Origin of the sequence: Adhaeribacter terreus (assembly GCF_042657365.1) — a bacterium.
GTDB lineage: Bacteria > Bacteroidota > Bacteroidia > Cytophagales > Hymenobacteraceae > Adhaeribacter_A > Adhaeribacter_A terreus.
The window spans coordinates 12,630-34,701 of record NZ_JBHSKT010000012.1 but is presented as its reverse complement, the minus strand read 5'-3'; the positions used below and the strand labels follow the sequence as shown (position 1 = coordinate 34,701).

General features: G+C 45.1%; 15 protein-coding genes and 2 tRNA genes. 8 read left to right on the top strand and 9 right to left on the bottom strand.

Annotated features, from left to right (window positions below):
* Positions 1 to 78: 78 nt before the first annotated feature.
* From ACFPIB_RS16065 to ACFPIB_RS16050, 4 genes are all read right to left on the bottom strand, one after another.
* Complete coding sequence (locus tag ACFPIB_RS16065; RefSeq protein WP_378018489.1) at positions 79 to 1,734, bottom strand: glycosyltransferase family 39 protein; 1,656 nt, start codon at positions 1,732 to 1,734, stop codon at positions 79 to 81.
* Between the two features lie 66 nt (positions 1,735 to 1,800).
* A complete protein-coding gene (locus tag ACFPIB_RS16060) occupies positions 1,801 to 2,970 on the bottom strand; it encodes a hypothetical protein (protein ID WP_378018488.1) in 1,170 nt (389 codons plus the stop codon).
* Positions 2,971 to 3,176: 206 nt separating this feature from the next.
* Positions 3,177 to 3,254: transfer RNA gene (locus ACFPIB_RS16055), tRNA-Val, on the bottom strand.
* A 32-nt stretch (positions 3,255 to 3,286) separates the two neighbouring features.
* Positions 3,287 to 3,364, bottom strand: a tRNA-Val gene (locus ACFPIB_RS16050).
* Positions 3,365 to 3,515: 151 nt separating this feature from the next.
* Between ACFPIB_RS16050 and ACFPIB_RS16045 the strand changes: the two genes are divergently transcribed.
* From ACFPIB_RS16045 to ACFPIB_RS16035, 3 genes are all read left to right on the top strand, one after another.
* Entirely contained in the window at positions 3,516 to 6,065 is a 2,550-nt protein-coding gene (locus ACFPIB_RS16045; RefSeq protein ID WP_378018487.1) for an AsmA-like C-terminal region-containing protein, read from the top strand.
* A gap of 106 nt (positions 6,066 to 6,171) precedes the next feature.
* A complete protein-coding gene (locus ACFPIB_RS16040) occupies positions 6,172 to 6,663 on the top strand; it encodes a hypothetical protein (protein ID WP_378018486.1) in 492 nt (163 codons plus the stop codon).
* A gap of 188 nt (positions 6,664 to 6,851) precedes the next feature.
* Positions 6,852 to 7,733, top strand: coding sequence for a TerB family tellurite resistance protein (locus ACFPIB_RS16035; RefSeq protein WP_378018485.1), 882 nt, complete (start codon positions 6,852 to 6,854; stop codon positions 7,731 to 7,733).
* Between the two features lie 181 nt (positions 7,734 to 7,914).
* Here ACFPIB_RS16035 and ACFPIB_RS16030 read toward each other — a convergent pair whose 3' ends face one another.
* From ACFPIB_RS16030 to ACFPIB_RS16020, 3 genes are all read right to left on the bottom strand, one after another.
* Positions 7,915 to 9,051, bottom strand: a complete 1,137-nt coding sequence (locus ACFPIB_RS16030) for a mechanosensitive ion channel family protein (RefSeq protein WP_378018484.1) — start codon at positions 9,049 to 9,051, stop codon at positions 7,915 to 7,917.
* Positions 9,052 to 9,333: 282 nt separating this feature from the next.
* The gene (locus tag ACFPIB_RS16025) at positions 9,334 to 10,560 is read right to left on the bottom strand and encodes a Glu/Leu/Phe/Val dehydrogenase dimerization domain-containing protein (protein ID WP_378018483.1); all 1,227 of its coding nucleotides are present in this window, start codon (positions 10,558 to 10,560) and stop codon (positions 9,334 to 9,336) included.
* Between the two features lie 61 nt (positions 10,561 to 10,621).
* The gene (locus ACFPIB_RS16020; protein ID WP_378018482.1) at positions 10,622 to 11,698 is read right to left on the bottom strand and encodes an anhydro-N-acetylmuramic acid kinase; all 1,077 of its coding nucleotides are present in this window, start codon (positions 11,696 to 11,698) and stop codon (positions 10,622 to 10,624) included.
* Positions 11,699 to 11,818: 120 nt separating this feature from the next.
* Between ACFPIB_RS16020 and ACFPIB_RS16015 the strand changes: the two genes are divergently transcribed.
* Positions 11,819 to 12,127: an ArsR/SmtB family transcription factor gene (locus tag ACFPIB_RS16015; RefSeq protein WP_200507840.1), complete on the top strand. Its 309-nt coding sequence runs from the start codon at positions 11,819 to 11,821 to the stop codon at positions 12,125 to 12,127.
* Between the two features lie 79 nt (positions 12,128 to 12,206).
* Here the strand turns inward: ACFPIB_RS16015 and ACFPIB_RS16010 are convergent, their stop codons facing one another.
* Together ACFPIB_RS16010 and hemA are read right to left on the bottom strand one after the other, a co-directional pair.
* Positions 12,207 to 12,617 carry a hypothetical protein gene (locus ACFPIB_RS16010; protein ID WP_378018481.1) on the bottom strand — a complete coding sequence of 137 codons (411 nt, stop codon included), beginning with the start codon at positions 12,615 to 12,617 and terminating at the stop codon, positions 12,207 to 12,209.
* A gap of 276 nt (positions 12,618 to 12,893) precedes the next feature.
* Complete coding sequence (gene hemA / locus ACFPIB_RS16005) at positions 12,894 to 14,171, bottom strand: glutamyl-tRNA reductase (RefSeq protein WP_378018480.1); 1,278 nt, start codon at positions 14,169 to 14,171, stop codon at positions 12,894 to 12,896.
* 209 nt (positions 14,172 to 14,380) lie between these two features.
* Between hemA and ACFPIB_RS16000 the strand changes: the two genes are divergently transcribed.
* The 4 genes from ACFPIB_RS16000 (at position 14,381) to ACFPIB_RS15985 (ending at position 21,966) form a co-directional block, all read left to right on the top strand.
* Complete coding sequence (locus ACFPIB_RS16000) at positions 14,381 to 15,559, top strand: sensor histidine kinase (RefSeq protein ID WP_378018479.1); 1,179 nt, start codon at positions 14,381 to 14,383, stop codon at positions 15,557 to 15,559.
* A gap of 418 nt (positions 15,560 to 15,977) precedes the next feature.
* Positions 15,978 to 18,740 carry a T9SS type A sorting domain-containing protein gene (locus ACFPIB_RS15995; protein WP_378018478.1) on the top strand — a complete coding sequence of 921 codons (2,763 nt, stop codon included), beginning with the start codon at positions 15,978 to 15,980 and terminating at the stop codon, positions 18,738 to 18,740.
* Between the two features lie 394 nt (positions 18,741 to 19,134).
* On the top strand, positions 19,135 to 20,097 hold the full coding sequence (locus ACFPIB_RS15990) for a lipid A-modifier LpxR family protein (RefSeq protein WP_378018477.1): 963 nt from the start codon (positions 19,135 to 19,137) through the stop codon (positions 20,095 to 20,097).
* 129 nt (positions 20,098 to 20,226) lie between these two features.
* Positions 20,227 to 21,966, top strand: a complete 1,740-nt coding sequence (locus tag ACFPIB_RS15985; protein WP_378018476.1) for an amino acid permease — start codon at positions 20,227 to 20,229, stop codon at positions 21,964 to 21,966.
* Positions 21,967 to 22,072: the final 106 nt, after the last annotated feature.

Sequence of the window (22,072 nt, the reverse complement as noted above, 5' to 3'; positions counted from 1 at the left end):
TGAAAAAGTAGGGATCAACTGGCCTTTGGCTTTCAGTGAGTCATTCCATTTTTCCTCCGTTTTAACCAACAGTTACAGTTAATAAAGATGCGTTTTCAGCTCTTTATAAACCTTGTCTGGTTTAAAAACGGAGAAGATTTTGATGTTGTCTACTTTTATCTGATACACTTCCTGCTGCAGCGGATAATCTGTCGGGTGCCAGCGGTATTCGGTCAGGAAATAATCGGCTTTGGAAATATGATCTACATATACCAAACGCTGGCGCTGTTCCGGTGGCAATGAATACTGATTGATCCGGCCCGGCAAATTGGCTACATACACGTTTATTGCCGGCTTATCAGAATCTTTTATTATAAACTCCAAACCCTGTTTATAGGCCAGGCCCCAGTAGTCGAGTTCAAATTTCTGCCGCACGCTATCATCTTTATAAATGCTGAAATAAACGTTCTGGTACGGATGATTTTTCACCATCCAGAATGCTACGCTGCCCATAAGAAATAATAATGCGGCAACCAGGCTGGTCTGAAGTATTTTACCGGTTTGTTTATTGGTTACTGAAATTGATTTTCGGTAAAGCGTGTAAATTCCTAAAGTAGCCACATAAATAAAAGGCGGATAAATAAAGTACATGTGGCGCCAGCCGTCATAGAGTACCAGTTTTAAAAAGATTGCCGCCAAAATGGGCACCACAAATAAACCAGCCAATATCAGGTCCTGTCTTTCCTGCGCGTTTTTATACAAGGCAAGCCCACTTCTGAATACCTGCATTAAAACAGTAGAGAAGCCTGCTAAGAATAATAGCGTGTAGCCAAGCGGCGTGGTAATAAAAAACCAGACCGGTAAATAATGCCAGGGTAATGCTGTTGCCGCTATAACGTAGCCTTGATAAAGCACATTTCCCGGCCACGGATATTTACTGCTGCGGGAAAGAATGTTCAAGAAATTTCCTATCGGATTTTCCCATAAAACCGGCCAGAAAGCAATGGTAAAAACAGCAAAAAACAGCAGAAAAAACGACAGGTTAACGAATGTAACTTTAGCTGAAATTCCATCGGGCCTTATTCCTTTAAGATTGAGCAAACTGGCAGCCAAGGTAGCAGCCGGAAGCAGTAAACCTAAAATTCTGATATCAAGCGCCAGGCCGCAGGCTAGTCCGTGCCAGAAAGCAGTGCTTAAAGCAGGTTTATTTACAAACCGGATCAGCGTATAAGTGCCGATGATCATAAGTGCTAAAAAGGGCAGATCCTTGGCATTATAGAACGATTCGGCAAAGATGCGGGGAGATAAAACAAGCAGGAGCACGCCGGTTAAACTGATCAGCGAGTTTCGGAAACGGTCGTGCAGCAATAAATAAAAAAAGATGCTGCCTAAATAAAATACGAGGAACGAACACAGGTGCCTTAATTTATAAATTGCTTCTGGGTCTTTTATACCAAATACAAACTCCAGAAAAGTTGTCCCGATCTCAAATACAGGCCCATGGTCTGCGTCCGGATAATCGGCCAAGGTTGGGCAGCCAACGCAAAACTCCTGAATAGCAAGGTTGCCGGGCGCTAATTTCTGCACGATGTATTTCGCGTTGATTATGCCATTTTCCCGGCCCCAATGCTCATCAAAAGAGATTCCGTAGTGGGTATAAATAGAAAGCCCTAAAATGAGGTATAAAACGAAGAATACAGCCGGTAACCCATGCTTTTTGAGCTGAAATAAATATGTTGGTTTTAAATTAGCCAAACGGAACAGATTTGTGGTAAAAACGGTAGGGATTGGAGCTTAAAAAGTCTGAAGCCCATCCGGAAATTATTTTATGATCGGGTAGCGTTCAAAAGGCCGGTTCGGATCGAAAAGTTTGCGGTACGTAATATGCGTTTTGATAATGCTGGAGCCTAAAAGCCGCGTTACCGCAATCATTTTCGGGTTAAAATCGCCGATCCAGTTCATTTCAATGTCGGTATAACCAAGTTTCATTACCATATCCTGCGTAGCCCCGATCATAACCGTTTCCACGCCTTTGCTCTGGTGCTCAGGTACCACGCCAAAAATAATTCCGAAGGTTTTTTTCGAATCTCTTTTCTTGCTCAGCTTATATTTAAACCACAGAAATTTCAGCTTGCCAATCAGGTCGAGTTTGCCGTTCAGGTGCTTAAAGATCTGGTTCAGTTCGGGCAGCATCACAAAAAAGCTTACCGGTTCATCGTTATAATAACCAAACCAGATCAGCCGTTCATCCATTACCGGTTTCATAGCTTTTACAATGTCGCGCGCCTTGTCCATGGTCATGCGGCTGATACCGGTATGGCTGGCCCAGGCTTTGGTATAAACCGTGTAAAAATCGTAAGCCAGTTTCTCCGGGTTGTTTTTATTAGCATGCTTAAAACTATAACCTGGCTGCTGCATGGTGCGCTTTATCCGTTCCCGAATGGCAGGAGCCAGATCTTCGCGGGTGCTGCGCCAGAAGGTATATTGCTTGAAATAAACCTGGAAACCGTAAGCCTCGAATAAAGTCTGGTAATAAGGCATATGATAGAACATGCCGTAATTCGGCTCGGTAAAGCCATCTACCAGTAAACCCCACCATTTATCGCGTTCGCCAAAATTGATCGGGCCATCCATGGCTTCCACGCCGCGCGCTTCCAGCCATTTTTTACAGGCATTGAACAAGGTAAAAGCGGCTTCCTGGTTATTAATGCATTCGAAAAAGCCCATGCCGCCCACCGGAAAATCACCGGTATTTTTGGTGCTTTCATTCACAAAAGCGGCTACGCGGCCAATCGTTTCACCTTTTTCGTCGGTTAAAAGCCAGCGGATCGCCTCGCCATTTTCAAAGTTCTTGTTCTGCTTCGGGTCAAAAACAGCTTCAATATCTTTATCCAGCGGCCGGATCCAGTTCTTTTCATTTTTATATAAACGCGCCGGAAATTCCAGGAATTCTTTACGGGTGCGGGAATCGTTTACTTCTATTAATTGCATGCGGTAAAACGCTAGGGAAATGAAGCTTAAAAGTACGAATTCTGCCGCAATACCCGAAATGCAGGAATAGCTATAGCCAATTCAATTGCTCAAGCCTTCAGGCCGGCGAGAAGTTGGCAGAAAAAAGCCCTCCCCTGAATTAGGGGAAGGTTGGGAGGGGTACAAAAAACAAAAAAAGCCTTCCGTTTTCACGAAAGGCTTTTAAGTGGTGGGGCGTACTGGATTCGAACCAGTGACCCCCTGCTTGTAAGGCAGGTGCTCTGAACCAGCTGAGCTAACACCCCGAGGGTTTGAAACAAAATGTTTCGGGTAAAAATGGTGGGGCGTACTGGATTCGAACCAGTGACCCCCTGCTTGTAAGGCAGGTGCTCTGAACCAGCTGAGCTAACACCCCATTTCTTCAAAACAAACCTGCTGTCCGTTTTGGTGATGCAAATATGGTGGGTTGAATTGGATTTGCCAAATTTTCACCAGAAAAAAATAAAAAATATTTCTGGCGCGTTTCCTGCTTGAAGTCTTCTGAAAACTGCCGTATCTTTAACCTTTTGGCTGCCAGCCTGAAAACCGTATTGTTTGTGAAGAAAAAAGTATTTTACCGGGTGGTGCTCTATGCCGTCGCAGCTTTTATGTTGCTGTCGGCTACGGCGGTGGGAGTGGTTTACGCGTTCCAGGACAAAATTATTCAGCTTTTTGTGGCCGAAGCCAACCGCCATTTAAAAACCAAAGTGGAAGTGGGCAGGATCGAACTTTCGCTTTGGGAAAAATTTCCGCAGGTTGCCATTTCCTTAGATCACGTGCGTATTTCCGGTTCTTTGCCCGAAGAAAAAACGCCGCTGGCTACCGGTAAACGCCTTTATTTCACCTTCAGCCTGAAAGATATTGTTTCCGGAACCTACCGCGTGCGCGAATGTAACCTCGAAAACGGACAGGTTTATGTGAAGATAAACGATGCCGGCGAACCAAATTACCTGGTTTTCGCTGAAGACAGCACCAAGCAAGCATCTTCCGAAGCCTTTAAATTCGACCTCGAAAAAATTACGCTGCAGGATGTTTTGGTGGAATACACCGACGAAAGTTTACAGCAAAGTTACCAGGCCAACGCTCGCACTTTAAAAGCTGCCCTCGCTATTTCCGACGAAAAAGTGGACATAAAAGCCGACGGCGATCTGTTTGTACACACCATTCAGCTCGAAAAAGATGCCTACTTCAAAGCCAAAGATATTCTGCTGCAAACGGCGCTAACGGTAGGGGTAAAGGATAAAAAAGTCACGATTCAGCCTTCAATGGTAAAAGTTGGGCCAGCTGCTTACGAAGTGCAGGGCGATGTGAATTACAAAGACGCAACGGTGCTGGATCTGAAACTCAAAGGCCGCAACACGAATATTCAATCGTTGCTCTCGTTGTTGCCCGGAAAATATGCGAAGCAATTCAGCAAATACCGCAGCCAGGGCAATGTGTATTTCAACGGTACCATTGCCGGCGTAGCTTCCGAAAAGCAAAGTCCGGGTATTACGTTCCATTTCGGGTGCAAAAATGCGTCGTTCTTTCAGCCCGATTACAAAGAAAAACTGCAGAATATAAGCCTGGAAGGTACGTTTACGAACGGCAAAAAACACAACCTCACAACTTCCGAAATTGAGCTGAAAAATCTGCGCGGCACCCTGCGCGGGCGGCCTTTCAGCACCAATGTGCTTTACCGGAATTTTAAAAATCCATACCTGAAACTCGATGCCAAAGCCGAATTTGATATTGCGCACGTACTGGGTATTTTTCCGCAGGAAGAAATTAAAAGCGGCAGCGGCCTGGCAAAATTACAGGTGAGTATTAACGGCAGTTTAAGCGATTTTCAGAAACGGCCGGCCAGCAACATTCTCAAATCTTCGGGCGAGTTGCAGCTGCAAAATGCGAATCTGAATCTGAAAGCTTATCCGCAGGGTTTTCAGGATTTGAACGGAACGTTTATGCTGCGTAAAAACGACGTGGCCATTTCCGATTTTACCGGCAAACTGGGCAGCTCCGATTTTAAGCTGGATGGTTATTTTAAAAATGCGCTCGGTTACGTTTTCCTGCCCGATCAGCCTTTAAGAATTGAAGCCGATTTCGACGCTAATTACCTCAACTTCGATGAACTTTTAGCAGCTGCGAGCGCGCAAAACGCTACGGTTTCGGGCGTAAAAACTGCTCCGGAAGAATATAAACTGGTAGTTTCGCCCAAACTCGATTTCGATTTGAACGCGCGCGTTAAAAAACTGCAATTCCGGCGGTTCCACAGTAAAAATGTGAAAGGCACGGTGCGTTTAAAAGATCAGGTGGTTTCTTCGCCTAATATTTCGCTGAACGTTTCGGGTGGAAAATTCTCGGTGAGCGGGAGTTTGGATGCGCGCAACAAAAATTTCCTGAAAGTACGCACCAGCGCCTGGCTCGAAGATATTCGGGTAGATACGCTGTTTTACGTGTTCGAGAATTTCGGCCAGAACTTTTTGCAGCAGCGCCACTTAAAAGGCGAACTCACGGCCAATATCAAATCCGACCTGTATTTCGACAGCAAACTGAACCCGCTTACCGATAAAATGGAGGCCGATATTAACGTGACGCTGGTGAAAGGCGAGCTCATCAATTTCGAACCGATGCAGAAACTTTCGGCTTTTGTGGACCGGAGCGAGCTTTCTAACCTGCGTTTTTCGGAAGTTACCAACCATTTCTGGATCCAGGACCAAACTATTTACATTCCGGAAATGGAAATCCGCAGCAACGTTTCCCGCGCGTCGGTCATTGGTATTTCCGGCACGCATACTTTCGACCAGCAGATGGATTACAAATTCCGGATACCGTTGGCCCGCGGCGAGAAAAAACGCGACAAAGACGAGCGTTTCGGCAACGTGGAAGTGGTACAGGCCAGCAGCGGCCCAACGCTTTTCTTAACCCTGAAAGGTAGCGAGAACAACTACAAAATTGCCTACGATAAGGAACGCGTAAAAACCAAACTCAAAGACGATCTCCGCGAAGAAAAACAGGAACTGGTAGATGCGCTGAAAGGTAAAAAGCCCGAAGAAAAAGCCGCCGAGATTGAACAGGATCAGTATTTTAATTTCTGAGTTTTTCCACCCAAAGCCCTACCGTTTTTCATGAAATTTATTTTGTTATAAGCATAAGAACAGCAGAGAATTTGCGTTTTGCTTGAAAGCGTTAATTTCTCTGCGCATGAAAATAGCTCGCTTTATCGCTTTGCTGGCTTTGCTTTCTGTTTCGGGAAGTCTGCCGGCGTTTGCCCAAACCGGTAAAATAGGTAGAGAACTTAACGGCTGGGGTTTCTATACTTACCGTCAGAACGGGCAGAAAATTTCCGGAAAAGCTTTGCTGGAGCAATTTCAGATAAATCCAACGGCCTATCATTATATGCGGAAAGCGCAGCGGGAAAAGACCTGGGCTAATATTTTTGCTGGAACTGGTTTTGCTTTAGCAGGCTATCAGCTTATTTATAAGCATAAAAATAACGAACTAAGCCAGGAAATACTTTTTACCTCATTGGGTGCTTTTGGTGCCGCGCTTTCTTTAACATTACATTCAAATATGCAGGCAGGCCTGGCAATAGATTACTATAACCAAAGAGTAGCGAAGCGTTCCTTTAAAAATAAGCCTGAATTCGAAATCGGTTTTGCAGGTAGCGGAATCGGGCTGCAAATGAAATTCTGATCTTCTGAAAATCAGCAATAGCTTAACGCTGAGTTTTTCACTCCAAAACCCTACCGTTTTAACCTTAAAAACTGTCTGAATTCCATCTTCGAAACTCGAACAACGAATAACGAGCAACGAACAACGAATATTTCCGTTTAGCCAAATCGCGAAATCATTTTTCAACTGCCATTTGTCAAGCTAAAACTATGGAAAACCAGGACGTACAACTCTTAAAAGATTATTCCGACACCGAAAAAGGTGCTTATCTGGGCGCAATCGCCTCCATTGCCTCCGCCGATCATCAGGTTACCGAACAGGAATTGCAGTTCCTTTCGGCATTAAGCCAAACCGCGCACCTTTCTTCTGAATCGGAACAGGCGGTTTTGGGCGTGGCCAAAGATCCGTCGCAGATCAATGTACAGAAATGCCTCGATGTTTTAAAAGGCAGCGATCTGCGTTACACTTTCATTACCGATATCATGAGTTTCGCCAAAGCCGACGGCAATTTAACCGGTCAGGAAGAAGAACTGATTAAAGGCATGGCCGATTATTTAGGCGTGAACCAGCAACAATACGGCGTGCTAAAACAGTTCGTAGAAGTAGCCGACGAATCGGCCCGAAAAGGCGAAGTAGTAGCGCCGCGGGCTCTTGCGGGCGGCGGACAAGCTGTAACTCCGGAAAGTGGCGGCGGTTTTGACGAAATGCTGAAAAAAGTCGGTATTCCGAGCAGCGGTTTAATGAAAGGCGTTTTAGCCATTGCGGCACCAATTCTCATTTCGCAGATATTAAGAGGCGGCCGTAGAAGCGGAGGCATGATGGGCGGAATGGGCGGTTTGTTGGGCGGCAGTCTTTTAGGTGGCTTGCTCGGTAACGTAATGGGCGGCGGTATGAACCGGGGCGGCTTAGGCGGCATGATGGGCGGCGGAACCATGGGCGGAATGGGCAGCGGCGGTGGCCTCGGTTCGGTATTGGGCGGTTTAGGTGGGCTGATGGGGGCCGGCAGAGGAAGAACCAGTGGCGGAATTTTAGGCGGTGGTCTGGGCTCTATTCTGGGCAACGTTTTAGGTGGCCGCCGCGCAGGGTGGTAAACATTTTAAAACTTCAATATAAACAAAAAAGCTTCCTTTATCGGGAAGCTTTTTTGTTTTAAAACGGTATGGTTTCAGGCCGAAAAACTCGGAATAAGAAGCGAAAAAACGGTATAGTTTCAGGTTTAAAAAGTCCTTAGACCATTTAGCAATTTAACAATTTAACAATTTAACAATTCAATCATTCAGTATTCTGATTTTCCAGGCCCAGATCCGGTTTCTCGTCTTTAGCCACGTGCAGGGTAGTGGTTGGGAAGGCAAACTTAGCGCCATATTTTTCCACAATTTCCACGATCTTAAAGTTGATTTCCTGCTTTGTATCAATGTATTCGTCCCAATCCATGGTATCTACAAAATATTGCAGCATAATATCCTTGGAACTGGGGCCCAGGTTCATGAAGCGCACGCGGCCTTCGTCGTTGGTGCGCGGGTGGTCCAGAATGTACTGCTGAATATCGGTTACAATATTTTTGATCTGTTCCGAAGACGTGTTGTAGGTTAAATGAATATCGAATTTGGCCCGCCGGAAAGTACGCAACGTTAAGTTATCCAGCGGTTTATCGATCATGTTTTTGTTTGGCACCGTTACATAGCTTTTTTCTAATGTTCTGATGCGCGTACTCCGGAAGCCGATCTTTTCTACCACGCCCGTAATTTCGCCCACCTGTACCAGGTCGCCTACAATAAAAGGTTGATCCAGGAAAATTGTAAACGAAGCCAGCAAATTCTCCAGACTTTCCTTCGCGGCAAAAGCCAGCGCCAAACCACCAATTCCCAGACCGGCAATGATCTTGCTTACTTTCTGATCGAAAACGAAGGAAATAATGAACAGAAACCCGATGATCACCACGATCACTTTCCCGAAATCTTTGAAGAACGGCACGAGTTGGTCATCCATTTTGGAAAGCGTTTTTTCGGCCCGTTTCATGAAGATAAGGCCTATAAAATCTACCAAACGCAAAGCCACCCAGGTAAGCGAAACGATGAGGAAAGCCCGGTAAACACGGATCAGTTTCCCTTTCCAGTAATAAACTTCCTTGGCCGGCAGGTCTATCTTCGGGAAGTTCAGCCTGTCGAAAGCGAGATAAAGGAAGAACAGGAAAACCAAGAATTCGAGCGGCTGAATAAGCAGGCGCTTAAAATCGAATTTGGTAACGTCCTGCGAATATTTCTTCAGCAGCCGGAACATGATTTCCGAAACCAGCTTGGAAACGAAGGTTTTAAACAAATAACCGAACATCAGAATGCCTACAAACCAGAAATAATTCTCCATGGTATTGTTCAGGAATTCGGTGCGTAAAAATGTGCGAAGATCCATAATTGCGTGTGCAACGATTTGGCAAAGGTAATACTGCAATAACGGTTTTTTGGTCGAAAACCATAGCGTTTTAAAGCAAAAATGTGCCCGAAATTTCTTCCGGACACATTTACAATTTTAGTCCCCCTTCGGAGGGGGTAGGGGGAGGATTTTCGTGTTACTGCGTCATCCCGAGCGAAGCCAAGGGAACTTATGGAGCCGTACTCTGCTGTTCCGGATTTGCAATCCGCAGCTCTAAACTTTCGGATTACAAATCCGAAAGAGCAGTTTATGATAAATCAATTACAGCAACTGGCTCAGCGCAATTTCGAAAGAAGTTTTAGCGATTTCGGTTTTGCTGTTTTTCTGCGCGTGCGTTTTCTTCAGTGCGTTGCCAATGATCGTAGAAATATCCGTGAAAATAGCTTCGTCGGTGATTTCTACGTTGTCGCCCATGAGGTAAGCAAAAACGCGGGCCATGCCGCAGTTCGCAATGAAATCCGGAATTACGGAAACGTTCTGGTCCGCAAATTCCCCGGTAGGGCCGAAGAAAATTTCAGGATCCTGGAACGGTACGTTCGCGCCGCACGAAATTACTTCCAGGCCGTTGGTCATCATGGTTTGAACCTGCTCTTTAGTAACTAATCTTGAAGCTGCCGCCGGAATAAAGATCTCTGCGCCAACTTTCCAGATCTGCTCGTTGATCTCGGTAAACGGTATCAGATTTGGAGCAGAAAGTGCATTGCCCTGACGGTTCAGGAAAAGGTCTTTAATTTCTTCGAAAGAGAAACCTTCCGGCTTCAACAAACCACCCACGCGGTCGATGATGCCTACAATTTTAACGCCTTCGGAAGCTAAATAATAAGCGGCGGCCGCGCCTACGTTGCCCCAACCCTGGATAATAGCACGCTTGCCTTTAAACTCACCGCCCCAGATGTTGTAGAAATGACGTACACCCTCGGCTACGCCGTAACCGGTTATCATGTCGGCAATGGTGTATTTGCGGGCTAAAGAAGGCGTGAAGTTTGCGTCTTCAATCACTTTAATTACACCTTGGCGCAGCTGGCCAACTTTGTTGATCTTTTGCGGTTCGGTAGCTTTGAAATGGCCGTTTACAATGCCTTCCTGCGGGTGCCACAGGCCGTAATCTTCGGTAATTGGAATTACTTCGTGAATTTCATCCACGTTCAGGTCGCCGCCGGTGCCGTAGTAGTTTTTCAGAAGCGGAATAACGGCCTTGTACCAACGCTCCAGCACGCCACGTTTGCGCGGATCGGCCGGGTCGAAATTAATGCCAGATTTGGCGCCGCCAATGGCCGGACCGGAAACCGTGAATTTTACTTCCATGGTTTTGGCTAAGCTTTCTACTTCGCGCTTGTCCAGGCCTTTGCGCATGCGGGTTCCGCCGCCGGCAGCACCACCGCGCAGCGAGTTGATCACTACCCAACCTTCGGCTTCAGTTTCAGCGTCTTTCCATTCAAAAACTATTTCCGGACGTTTGTTCTCAAATTTGGCAAGTAATTCTTTCATTTATAAGGAGGTATTTTAGTTCTGCCGGCAAAGATAAGAATTCATTAACTGGTTAAAGATGTTAATTCAGATAAATTGACCCGCCAATATTATCCTTGCTCGCGCCGGTTACGGAGCTTAAACAATTCACTTCATTTCGCCACCGTAGTACACCTAAAAACGCAAAGATCAGCGCTTCTTTAAAGCTTGCTACTTCGGGCTCCGGCACTACAACTTCACAACTTTCGACTAAATATTTTTGCAGCAATTCTATTAAAAAGGTGTTGAAAGCGCCGCCGCCGGTTACCAGCATTTTGGGTTTTTGTGCCGTTTTGCCTACCGTTTTTACCGCTTCGGAAATTTGAAAAGCAATGTGATGACAAGTGGTGTGTAGTTTATCCGGAATGGAACTCGCAGAATTTTGCAGAGCTTTTAAGCTGTGTGCATCAACCCATTCTTTGCCTAACGATTTCGGGAAGCTATCAGTAAAATAAGCCGGAGCATTTAACTCATTCAGAAGTTGCTGGTGCAGTTTTCCGCTGCGGGCAAGTTCGCCATTTTTATCATAAGCTAATTTTAGTTCGTTTGCTAGGGTGTTCAACAGCATGTTGCAAGCCGAAATATCGTAGGCAATGCGTTTTTCGCTGAAATCGAAGGAAATATTAGAAATGCCGCCGAGATTCAGGCAGAAATCGAAACCGGAAAAAAGGAGTTTATCGCCGATGGGTACTAAAGGTGCGCCCTGGCCGTTTAAAGCTATATCCAGCGTGCGGAAATCGGAAATTACGGGCAGGTAAGCTGAAGCAGCTAAATACGCACCGTGCCCAAGTTGCCAGGAAATATGTTGCGCCGGCTGGTGAAAAATGGTATGGCCGTGCGACGCTACAAAATCCGGTTTCAGGTTGTTTTCTTTTATAAAAGCGGCAACCAGTTCGCCTAAATATTTTCCGTAGCCTTGGTCAGTAGCCACAAAATCGAGCGCAGAAGCTTGCGGGAGGGTCGTTAACCGAATAATCCAATCTTCGGGATATTCAATTGTAGCAGTATTTAATATTTTATATATCCAATTGCCTTTATCTAACGTAAAACGACAGTATGCTAAGTCGACTCCATCCAGCGAGGTGCCCGACATAAGCCCGATAACGTGAAAAGTGTTCATAATTTAAAGTAACGGTTAATTTATGATTCGCACAATGCGTGAGGGAACGGCGCCGGTATTTTGTGACGTTTTAACGTGAAAGTGCGAAGTAAATGAACCTGTTTTAAAATTTTTTAAGTTATGAGAACGTTATTATCCAGAGTGGAATCTAAGAAAATTGATAAAGCCGCGGCGATGTTGAAGGTGTTGGCGCACCCGAAGCGGCTCGCAATTGTGGACCTTTTGGGTAAAGAAGATAAAATGACGGTTACCGAAATTTACCAATATCTTGATTTGCCCCAGGCCATTGCCTCCCAACATTTAATTACTTTAAAAGATAAAGGCGTGCTTTCGTCTTTTAAAGTTGGAACCAAGATCTATTATTCCCTCTCTATTCCGAAACTTATAGACGTGATAGATTGCCTGGAAGAATGCTGCACCGATATTTAAAAAGTTTTTGATTTTAGATTTAGAGCAAAAAAGGATGGCCCGTAAGCCATCCTTTTTTGCTCTAGTGCTAAAAATAAAATTACTCTGCAATTACTTCGGCTTTGTTCGGGTCAAAAACGTTATTTGCTTTACACCACGCTTCAAAACCTTCTTTACCAAGTTGTCCTCTTAATTTGGTGGAGCTTACGGCTAGGCCTTCAACTTGATAACCGCCAACAAAAAAGTAATTGTTTACGCGTACTACACCATCAACTAATAAATCCATATCTGGTCCGGCACTTTGAAGAGCTTTATCCATGGCATCCTTAATGCTGGCACCTATGCCAAAAGGTCCTATACTAGAAGCTTTAACCCTTTTCCCCTGTGACTTATCTAGCATCAAGGAATGATTTTTAGAACTGATTACAGTAAAATCTACAAGTCTTTGAGAGCAGCTAGAAAAAGCTAAACTTGCAACAAGCGCTAAGGCTGGAAGGGTAATTTTTTTCATAATTGTTTTGTTAAATATGTGGATAAAAATTTAATTGTTATAAATAATTGGTAAACGCAGGCTCTGTGAATAGAAATGACGTAAAATTGATATCCGTTTATAGAAAGTTCAAACATAAACCAAATTATTTAATATTACTATATAGTGTTTTAATATTTTAGAACGGTTCATTAATTCTGGAAGAAGTATTAATTCCGGAACAAAAGCATAGACAATAAAAAAGCCCCGTACCATTAGGCCGGGGCTTTACTTTTTTTGCTTAAAACAATACCGTTTTTAGTGCTGAATTTCTTCCGGTTGTTTTTCCAGGTCGAAAAGATCGTTCAGTACATCGATCAGGGTTTCCGCTTCGCCGCGTTTACAGGCTGCTTTTAGTTGTAGAACCGGTAATTTAATGATCTTCTGCATGATAGACTTGGTTACATCATCCATCCGTTTAAGTTCTTCCGGATTCAGCTTTTTCATGTAACGCGCCATTTCTTCCTGACGGATGGTCTCAAGCGCATTCTTCAGTTTGTGAATGGTTGGCGAAACCAGCATTTCCTTCGTCCAGTCGTTGAAACTTTCAATGCTTTCGGTAATAATGGCTTTTACCTGCGGAATAGCGTCTAAACGCAGTTGCAAGGCAGCGGTAGCTTTATTCTGAATGGTATCGATATTATACACCAGAACGCCCGGAATATTTTCAACTTCGGCTTCTACGCTGCGCGGTACCGAAAGATCGATGAAGAATTTGAAAGAAAGCACATCCAGACGCTTGATCATTTCGGTTGTAAAGAACGGCGAATCCATGGCAACCGAAGAAATGATCACGTCGGCTTCTTTCATGGCTGGCACCAGTTCTTCCAGCGGAATTACTTTCAGGTCGCATTCTTCGGCCAGAATTTTGGCTTTGGCTAAGGTGCGGTTGGTAATGGTTACGTTTTTAGCAAACGATGAAGCAGCTAAATTGCGGCAAACGTCGGCGCCAATTTCACCTAACCCAACAACTAAAATTTTCGGTTCGTGCATGTCGGCGGTCAGTTCTTCTACCAGTTCTACGGTGGCGTAAGAAGTAGAAGCGGCGCCGTCGCGGAAAGAAGTTTCCTGCTGCACGCGCTTATTGGTAAAGAAAATGGCGTGCATTAAACGGTGCAAAAACGGACCGGCGGCATTATTATCGGCTGACCACTGGTAAGCGGTTTTTACCTGGTTCGAGATCTGCATATCGCCAACCACCTGCGCCTCCAGGCCCATCGAAACATCGAAAAGGTGCTGCACGGCATCGGTATGCTGGTTCAGAATGGTAAAGAAATCGAAATACTGGCTAATGTTTTCAATACCTTTGGAAACGCCCAGCAGTTTTACAATTTCGGCGCTCAGGTCTTCTTCGGCGCTGTAATAAACTTCGGTGCGGTTGCAGGTAGAAAGAATCAGGATATCGGTAGCCTGCAGGTAAGTCTGCATCATCTGCAGAAATTGCTTGCAAGCAGTTTCGTCTAAAGCAATAAGTTCGCGGATAGCCAACGGCGCTTTTTTATGCGAGAGGCTAACGGCTTTAAAATTACGGAGCATAGTCAATTACTCAAACCAACACGCAAAATTACGTTTGTATTTCTTAATAGTAAAGGTGAAGCTCAAAGCTTTGCTTATTTAAAACGATTATAAATTAGCTTGCTTTCGGGGGCCACATAATTTCTCAACAAAAATAATCCCGAAAAAAGTGCATATTTCTTTCCTGTTTTCCGTTGAAAATACGCCGCAATGAGGCGGTATTTTAAAATATGATGTCTTCCCTTTACACTCAAAAATCACGCATTAAGCTCATAATTGTAATTATTGCGCTCTTAATTGGCGCAGCCACCGTGGTTTATACCAACCTGCTGGTAAAAAAAGTAGCCGAGCGCGAACAGCAGCTTATTGATATTTATGCTAAAGGTTTGCGCTTTATGGTGGGCTCAGAAACCGACGATAATACCGTTTTTATTCAGGAAGAAATTATTGAAGCCAATAAATCGGTGCCCGTAATTCTGACCGACGGCGAAGAGAACGTGATGGATTACAAGAATTTCAGGCTGCCGGAAAATATTACCGAAGAAAGAAAAGCCGAGCTGTTGCGCGAAGAAATTGCTGAAATGAAAGCGCAGCACCAACCTATTCTGGTAGAATTTGGGGAAGGCTTTACGAATTACATTTTTTACAAAGATTCTACTTTGCTCACGCAGCTGCGCTATTACCCGTATGTGCAGCTTACTGTAATGGCCTGTTTTGCGCTCATGGCTTATTTTGCCTTCAGTTATTCGCGCAAAGCTGAGCAGAACCGCGTGTGGGTGGGTTTGGCTAAAGAAACTGCGCACCAGTTAGGCACGCCGCTTAGTAGTTTAATGGCCTGGTACGAATATCTGCGCTATAACCCGAAATTCGAGAATGAACCAATTGTAGAAGAACTGGGCAAAGATGTGCGGCGCCTCGAAATTATTACCGAACGTTTTTCCAATATTGGTTCGGTGCCGGTTTTAAAAGACGAAAACATTCTGAAAGTAACCGAAAAAGCACTTTCCTATTTAAAAAGCCGGGTTTCGCAGAAAGTAATTTTCAGTTTGCACGCCGATTTTCCGAGCCATATTCCGGCCAAAGTAAATATTCCGCTTTATGAATGGGTGGTGGAGAATATTTGTAAGAACGCCATAGACGCTATGGAAGGCAAAGGCAGCATTGATGTAAATCTTTCGTTGAGCGGTAAAAATTTTATTGCTATCGATATTAAAGATACGGGCAAAGGCATTCCGAAAAATAAGATCGACAACGTTTTTATGCCCGGCTATACTACCAAAAAACGCGGCTGGGGTTTAGGGCTGGCGCTGGCCAAACGCATCATCGAGAATTACCACAACGGTAAACTATTCGTGAAATGGAGTGAAGTGGGTAAAGGCACAACGTTTAGGATCCTGCTGCCGCGATAAGCACTTTTTAAGCCTGAAACCATAGCGTTTTGCGAAATTTTATTTATCCCATGTTGCCAAAACGCTATACTTTTTAGTGCAAAAAGTATAGCGTTTTGGTTTTTTTTGCCTGTACTTTTCCGGCGGTTTATCTTCTTTTCCTTTCCTTTCTGATATTCGGCTATGCTGTTAGCAGCGCATTGTCTTTTTATTTATTTTTTTTCACACCCAGGCAACGTTCAGCAACAATTAGTTGTCTCCAGACTTGTGATTAATAATTTACAATAACACCTTGCTATTCTCGGGATATTAATCCTACCTTTGCGGTCGGAAAGAGTAAGGTCTTTTGTTACTTATTGAATTCATTGCAATTTTTATACATACTTTATCTAATCTATTAATGAACAATTTTACAAACTTATGTAGGAAGGCTGTTCTTGTGCTTTCCCTGGTACTGGGTGGCTATGCCAGCCAGGCGCAAACCCAGATTTTCTTCGAGAAAATGGGTACGGTTAATAACAACACCGATGTTCCTGTACATGAATCGGCGGATGGTTTCGATAATGATAACCTGACAATGACCAGTGGGACTTCGGCCACCGTTACAAGCGTTCGTAAATCGAATACAAAAGGAACGGATGGCACTACCGACGCCAACATCTGGATGGCATCCGGTGCTGAACGTATCTTCGCTATTGAAGGCATCGACGCTTCTGGTTACACAAACCTTTCTTTAGAGTTTGCTTACCGTAAAGAGCAGGCTAACAATTTGCCGGTTATTGAACTTGCTTACTGGGATGGCATAGCTTATGTACCGGTTACCTATACTTTTGCTGAAGCTGCAACCGCAACTACTGGCTGGTACACCGTTTCTGGCATTCAGTTACCAGCAGCTGCGCAGATCAATGGTCTGAAACTGCGTTGGACAAAACAAACAGGTTCAGTAGAGGCTCGTCTGGATGAAGTAAAACTTACCGGAACTGCAGCTGTAACTACGGCTCCAACCATTGCTTCTACCTTAAACGGCCGCACTGGTGTTGTAACTGGTGTGCAGGAAACTTACGACGTAACTACTACTGCCGGCAGCATGGCTGGTGCGATGGTGAAAGTGAAAGCTACTTTATCTACACCGGCGCAGGCAGCAAACATGGCCTTAGAGTATTTCGAAACTGCTAACAGCACTTGGGTTCCTTTCACTTTCGATGCGAACGGTGTGTTTGTATTCGGTCCTCCGGCAACTGGTTTTCCATTAGCTAATGCTACTTCAAACTTCCGTGTAACGTATAGTGCTGCTGGCACTTATGCTACTACTTTAGAGATCGTGGATGCTACTACTGGCGTGGCTCTGATTCCTGCGGTTACTGAAAGCGTAGTGGTAGCTGCTCCCGCTGTAGCTCCAACCATTGCTTCTGATATTAACGGTCGTGCGAACGTAAAAACTACCGTTGAAGAAAATTTCTCGGTTGCCACTACCACTGGTACTTCTGCCGGACAAATGGTAAAAGTGAAAATGACTTTGACTAATCCTGCGCAGGCTGCTGACATGACTTTATTGTACGAAGCAACTCCGGGTAACTTCCTGCCATTAACCTTTAACGCTGCCGGTGAAACAGAATTCGGTCCGGCTACCGGTTTCCCATTAGCGAATACAGCTACCAACTTTAAAGTTACTTTCGCTGCTGCCGGTACTTATAGCTATACTTTAGCGATTAACGATGCGACTACTGGCGTTGCTTTGGCTACTCCAACCACTGAATCGGTTACCGTTGCTGCTTTTGTAAACCCAACCATTGCTTCTACTTTAAACGGCCGTACAGGTGTTGTAACCGGCGTGCAGGAAACGTATGACGTAACAACTGTAGCTGGTGATATGGCTGGCCGCATGGTAAAAGTGAAAGCTACGTTAGCCAACCCGGCACAAGCTGCAGACATGACATTAGAATATTTCGAAACGCTGAGCAGCACCTGGATGCCTTTCACTTTCGATGCAAACGGTGTATTCGTATTCGGTCCGGCTACTGGTTTCCCGCTGGCTAATGCTACTTCAAACTTCCGTGTTACTTACAGCGCCGCTGGCACTTACGCTACTACTTTAGAAATTATTGATGCTGTTACCGGCGTTGCTGTAGTTTCTGGCATTACTGAATCTGTAACGGTAGCTGCTCCGGCTGTAGCTCCAACCATCGCTTCTGATATTAACGGTCGCGCGAACGTAAAAACAACGGTAGAAGAAGCCTTCTCTGTTGCTACTACTACCGGTACTTATGCTGGTCAGATGGTGAAAGTGAAAATGACTTTGGATAATCCGGCGCAGGCATCCGATATTACTTTATTATACGAAGCAACTCCGGGTAGCTTCCTGCCATTGACTTTCAACGCTACCGGCGAAATGGAATTTGGTCCGGCTACCGGCTTCCCGCTGGCTAACTTAGCTACCAATTTCAAGATAACGTTTGCTTCTGCTGGTGTTTATGATTACACGTTAGCAATTGTAGATGCCGCTACCGGTGTTGCGCTGGCTACTCCAACGGCAGAATCGATCACTGTTGCTGCTTTTGTAGATGCAATTATTGCTTCTGATCTGAATGCTCGTGCGAACATGGTAACCCGTGCGCAAAATGACTTCCTGGTAGGTGTGAAAGCTGGCGATATGGCTGGTAAAACTGTGAACATTAAACTGAGCCTGACTAACCCGGCGCAAGCTTCCGATATTGAACTGTTCTACGAAGATGCGGTTTCTGGTAACTTTTTACCTTTAACCTTCGATGCAAACGGTGAAGTAATGTTCGGCCCTGCTGCTGGTTTTACTTTAGCTGACGATACTACTGCTTTCCGCGTGGTCTTCAATGCTCCGGGTGGTTACGATTACACCCTTGCTATTGTAGAAACAGCCACTGGCGATACCCTGACCCTTGCGAATGAAAGCGTAACGATCCTGATAAACGGTGTGAAAGATGCGCAGCTGGCCCGTCTGGTAAATGTTTATCCAAACCCGGCTACAGAAGTGCTGAACATTGAACTAGGCAATACACTGAAAGCTGAAGTAGCCGTTTTAGATCTGACAGGCAAGCAGGTTGCTGCCCTGAAAAACGTATCTGGCTCTGCAAAACTGAACGTTGCTAACCTGAATTCGGGAACTTACCTGTTACAGGTTAAAACTTCGGAAGGTGTAGCTACAAAGCGTTTTGTTGTAGTGCGTTAATTATTGTTTTTAATTTCCATAGAAAAGGCCCGGCATCATGTCGGGCCTTTTTTGTTTTTCAGAAAACGCTATGCTTTTAAGCCTGAAAAGTGATGCATGCATTTCAAACTGTATAAGACAAAGCCGGAAATTTATGAGCAAATACAAAGCATTTCTCTGAAAATGGAACCCGTAGTTTTTAAGCCTGAAAGCATAGCGTTTTGTAATTCAGGCTTTATTTGTTGGCCAGCTTTAACTGTTTGCAAATCAGGAATTAAAGTTTGCTTCATAAATCAGGCATCTTACTAAAAAGGCTGGGTTTCTTCAGCCTTTTTTCTTTTGCGCGCATACAACTATCAGAAGCATTGGCTATTGTGTGTGCAGGAGAATTATGCGTGGTTGGGTTTTTATATTCATGTGGTTGGCGTTCCCGGTTTGTTCATTATCTGCACAGGAACTAAAAGCAACAACGCCCGATTCGGTGAACGTTTCACATTGGTTAATAATAAGCTACGACAACGACGCACACTTTAAAACCGATTATTATTATACGCAGGGCATTCGGGCCGAATACATTGCACCGCTTTTCGAACGCAGGTTTTTCAGGAAATTGCTTTTAAAATTACCCGGAACCCGGCAACGTACGGTTCTGGTTTTGGTGAACGATGCTTTTACACCGCAGGAAATTGAACCGGCTGAAATTCAGCGCGGCGACCGGCCGTTTGCGGGTTATTTTTACGCCGGCCTTATTCAGCGCTCTTATAAACCGGAAAAGGATCTGCTTTTTACTTCGGAACTGGATCTGGGCGTAATGGGGCCGTGGTCGGGTGCTGAACCTTTTCAAACCAAACTCCACACCTGGCTTGGCGATCCCCTGCCGCACGGCTGGAAAAACCAGATAGCCCACGACATGGTTCTGAATTATAATCTGAAACTGGAAAAACGCCTGCTCGAAAAAAAGGATCTGGCTGGCTTGTATTTCACTTCCCGGGCCCGCGCCGGAACGTTGTACAATGATCTGAACGGCGGGTTTGTTTTATGCTTAGGCGCCACCGATGCTTTCCGGAGTAATAATTATGCGCCGGCAAAAATGGTAGGGAAAACGTACCAAAAACTCAAGCCTTACGCGTTCCTTTCGGCAGAAGAAAAACTGGTGCTTTACAATGCTACGTTGCAGGGCGGGGTGCTCAATGAAAAACGCTGCGCTTATACGCTTCCGGCAAAAGATGTGGAACGGCTCGTGGGAAAAGGTGGTGTAGGAATAGGAGTAACCTGGCGAAAGTTTATGCTGGAATACGCTCTATACCGCACCACGCCCGAATTCGACACGGGGCTTTGGCATAATTATTCGCAGCTGAAAAGCGGGCTTCGGTTCTGAAAATACGGCTGTCCGGTTGCAATAAAGAGTTTTTCAGCCTGAAAGCATAGCGTTTTGCGGAAAGGAAAAGCAGCTTTTGCGCAGTTTTCTTCAGGATTTTCTTATCTTTTCAGCCTAATTTAGGCACGCATGAATTTTAAAGCGCTTTTCCGCAAGAAAGATATAAACCGCCTCCTCGGCGAAACGCATTACGAAGACGAAATGTATGGTGGCCTGGAACTGGCCCGGAACCTAACCCTCCGCGACCTGACTTCTCTGGGAATTGCAGCCATTATCGGAGCAGGTATTTTCAGCACCATTGGTAATGCGAGTGCGGCCGGCGGACCGGCAGTTTCGATGCTTTTCGTTTTTACGGCTATTGCCTGCGCATTTTCGGCAATTTGCTATGCGCAGTTTGCCAGTACTATTCCGGTTTCGGGCAGCGCTTATACCTATGCTTATGCTTCCTTCGGTGAGTTAATTGCCTGGATCATCGGTTGGGATTTGCTCATGGAATACGCTATCGGGAATATTGCCGTAGCCATTTCCTGGTCCGATTATTTTACGTCTTTACTGGCGGGGTTGAATATTCACATTCCGGCTTACCTCACCATGGATTTTCTGAGCGCCATGCGCGGCCACAAGGAAGTTTCTGAATTACTGGCTTCCGGCACGGCTTTAAAAGATATTCCGCTCAACCTGCAAAATGCTTACGAAGCCTGGCAAACTGCCCCCGCTTTAGGTTCTGTGAGATTGGTAGCCGATATTCCGGCGTTGCTCATTGTGGTTTTAATCACGTACCTGGTTTACATCGGTATAAAAGAATCGAAACGTACGGCCAATATGCTGGTGTTGCTGAAACTGATCGTGATCTTGCTGGTAATTGCGGTCGGGGCTTTTTACGTGCAGCCCGAAAACTGGAGCCCGTTTGCCCCGAATGGCGTAAGCGGCGTTTTAAAAGGCGTTTCGGCCGTTTTCTTCGCTTATATCGGTTTCGATGCCATTTCTACTACCGCCGAAGAAGCCAAAAACCCGCAACGCGACATGCCGAAAGCTATGATCTATGCGCTGGTGATCTGCACGGTTTTGTACGTAATTATTACACTGGTTTTAACGGGCATGGTTTCTTATAAAGAACTGGCCGTTGGCGATCCGTTGGCTTACGTTTTCGAACGGCTGGATCTGGGTTTTATGGCGGGCATTATTTCGGTGAGTGCAGTTATTGCCATGGCGAGCGTTTTGCTGGTTTTCCAGCTGGGGCAGCCGCGTATCTGGATGAGCATGAGCCGAGACGGTTTGCTGCCGAAAGCGTTTGCTAAAATTCATCCGAAATACCAGACGCCGAGTTTTGCTACCATTGTAACCGGTTTTGTAGTGGCTGTGCCTGCGCTTTTCATGAACCTGACCGAAGTTACCGATCTGACCAGCATTGGGACTTTATTTGCCTTTGTGTTGGTTTGCGCCGGCATTTTAATTCTGGAACGCGACCCGGACCACCGGATGCGGGCGGGTTTTAAAGTGCCGTATTATAATGGTAAATTCATTTTCCCATTAATTCTGGTGGCTGTTCTCGCGATCGGTTTTTATTTCAACGCCGAAGGAATTAATAACTTTCTGAAATTTGAAGGCGGCTGGGAAGAAACGCAGCATAAATTACCCATGGTTGGTTTTCTGTTGGTTTGCCTCGTGCTGGTTTACTATACTTTCAAAAATAATCTTTCTTTAATTCCGGTGCTAGGTCTGGTTACCAACCTGTATTTAATGACCGAACTAGGCATTACAAACTGGAGCCGTTTCCTGGCCTGGCTGGTTTTGGGTTTAATTGTGTATTTCTTCTACGGCCGCACGCACAGCAAACTTCGCCTGGAAAATGATGCGCCAAAACGCTAGGGTTTCAGGCTGAAAAAGTAAGGCGTTTGTAAAACGGGCAATGCGCTTGTAAATCTGGATGAATAAAATTTTGCCAAATGTAAAGTTTAGTTTACATTTGCTGCAT

Bases quoted from the DNA above. Each gene is read 5' to 3' on its own strand.
- ACFPIB_RS16060 (WP_378018488.1), bottom strand. From the start codon at position 2,970: ATGCAATTAATAGAAGTAAACGATTCCCGCACCCGTAAAGAATTCCTG.
- ACFPIB_RS16040 (WP_378018486.1), top strand. From the start codon at position 6,172: ATGAAAATAGCTCGCTTTATCGCTTTGCTGGCTTTGCTTTCTGTTTCG.
- ACFPIB_RS16035 (WP_378018485.1), top strand. From the start codon at position 6,852: ATGGAAAACCAGGACGTACAACTCTTAAAAGATTATTCCGACACCGAA.
- ACFPIB_RS16030 (WP_378018484.1), bottom strand. From the start codon at position 9,051: ATGGATCTTCGCACATTTTTACGCACCGAATTCCTGAACAATACCATG.
- ACFPIB_RS16025 (WP_378018483.1), bottom strand. From the start codon at position 10,560: ATGAAAGAATTACTTGCCAAATTTGAGAACAAACGTCCGGAAATAGTT.
- ACFPIB_RS16020 (WP_378018482.1), bottom strand. From the start codon at position 11,698: ATGAACACTTTTCACGTTATCGGGCTTATGTCGGGCACCTCGCTGGAT.
- ACFPIB_RS16015 (WP_200507840.1), top strand. From the start codon at position 11,819: ATGAGAACGTTATTATCCAGAGTGGAATCTAAGAAAATTGATAAAGCC.
- ACFPIB_RS16010 (WP_378018481.1), bottom strand. From the start codon at position 12,617: ATGAAAAAAATTACCCTTCCAGCCTTAGCGCTTGTTGCAAGTTTAGCT.
- hemA (WP_378018480.1), bottom strand. From the start codon at position 14,171: ATGCTCCGTAATTTTAAAGCCGTTAGCCTCTCGCATAAAAAAGCGCCG.
- ACFPIB_RS16000 (WP_378018479.1), top strand. From the start codon at position 14,381: ATGATGTCTTCCCTTTACACTCAAAAATCACGCATTAAGCTCATAATT.
- ACFPIB_RS15990 (WP_378018477.1), top strand. From the start codon at position 19,135: ATGTGGTTGGCGTTCCCGGTTTGTTCATTATCTGCACAGGAACTAAAA.
- ACFPIB_RS15985 (WP_378018476.1), top strand. From the start codon at position 20,227: ATGAATTTTAAAGCGCTTTTCCGCAAGAAAGATATAAACCGCCTCCTC.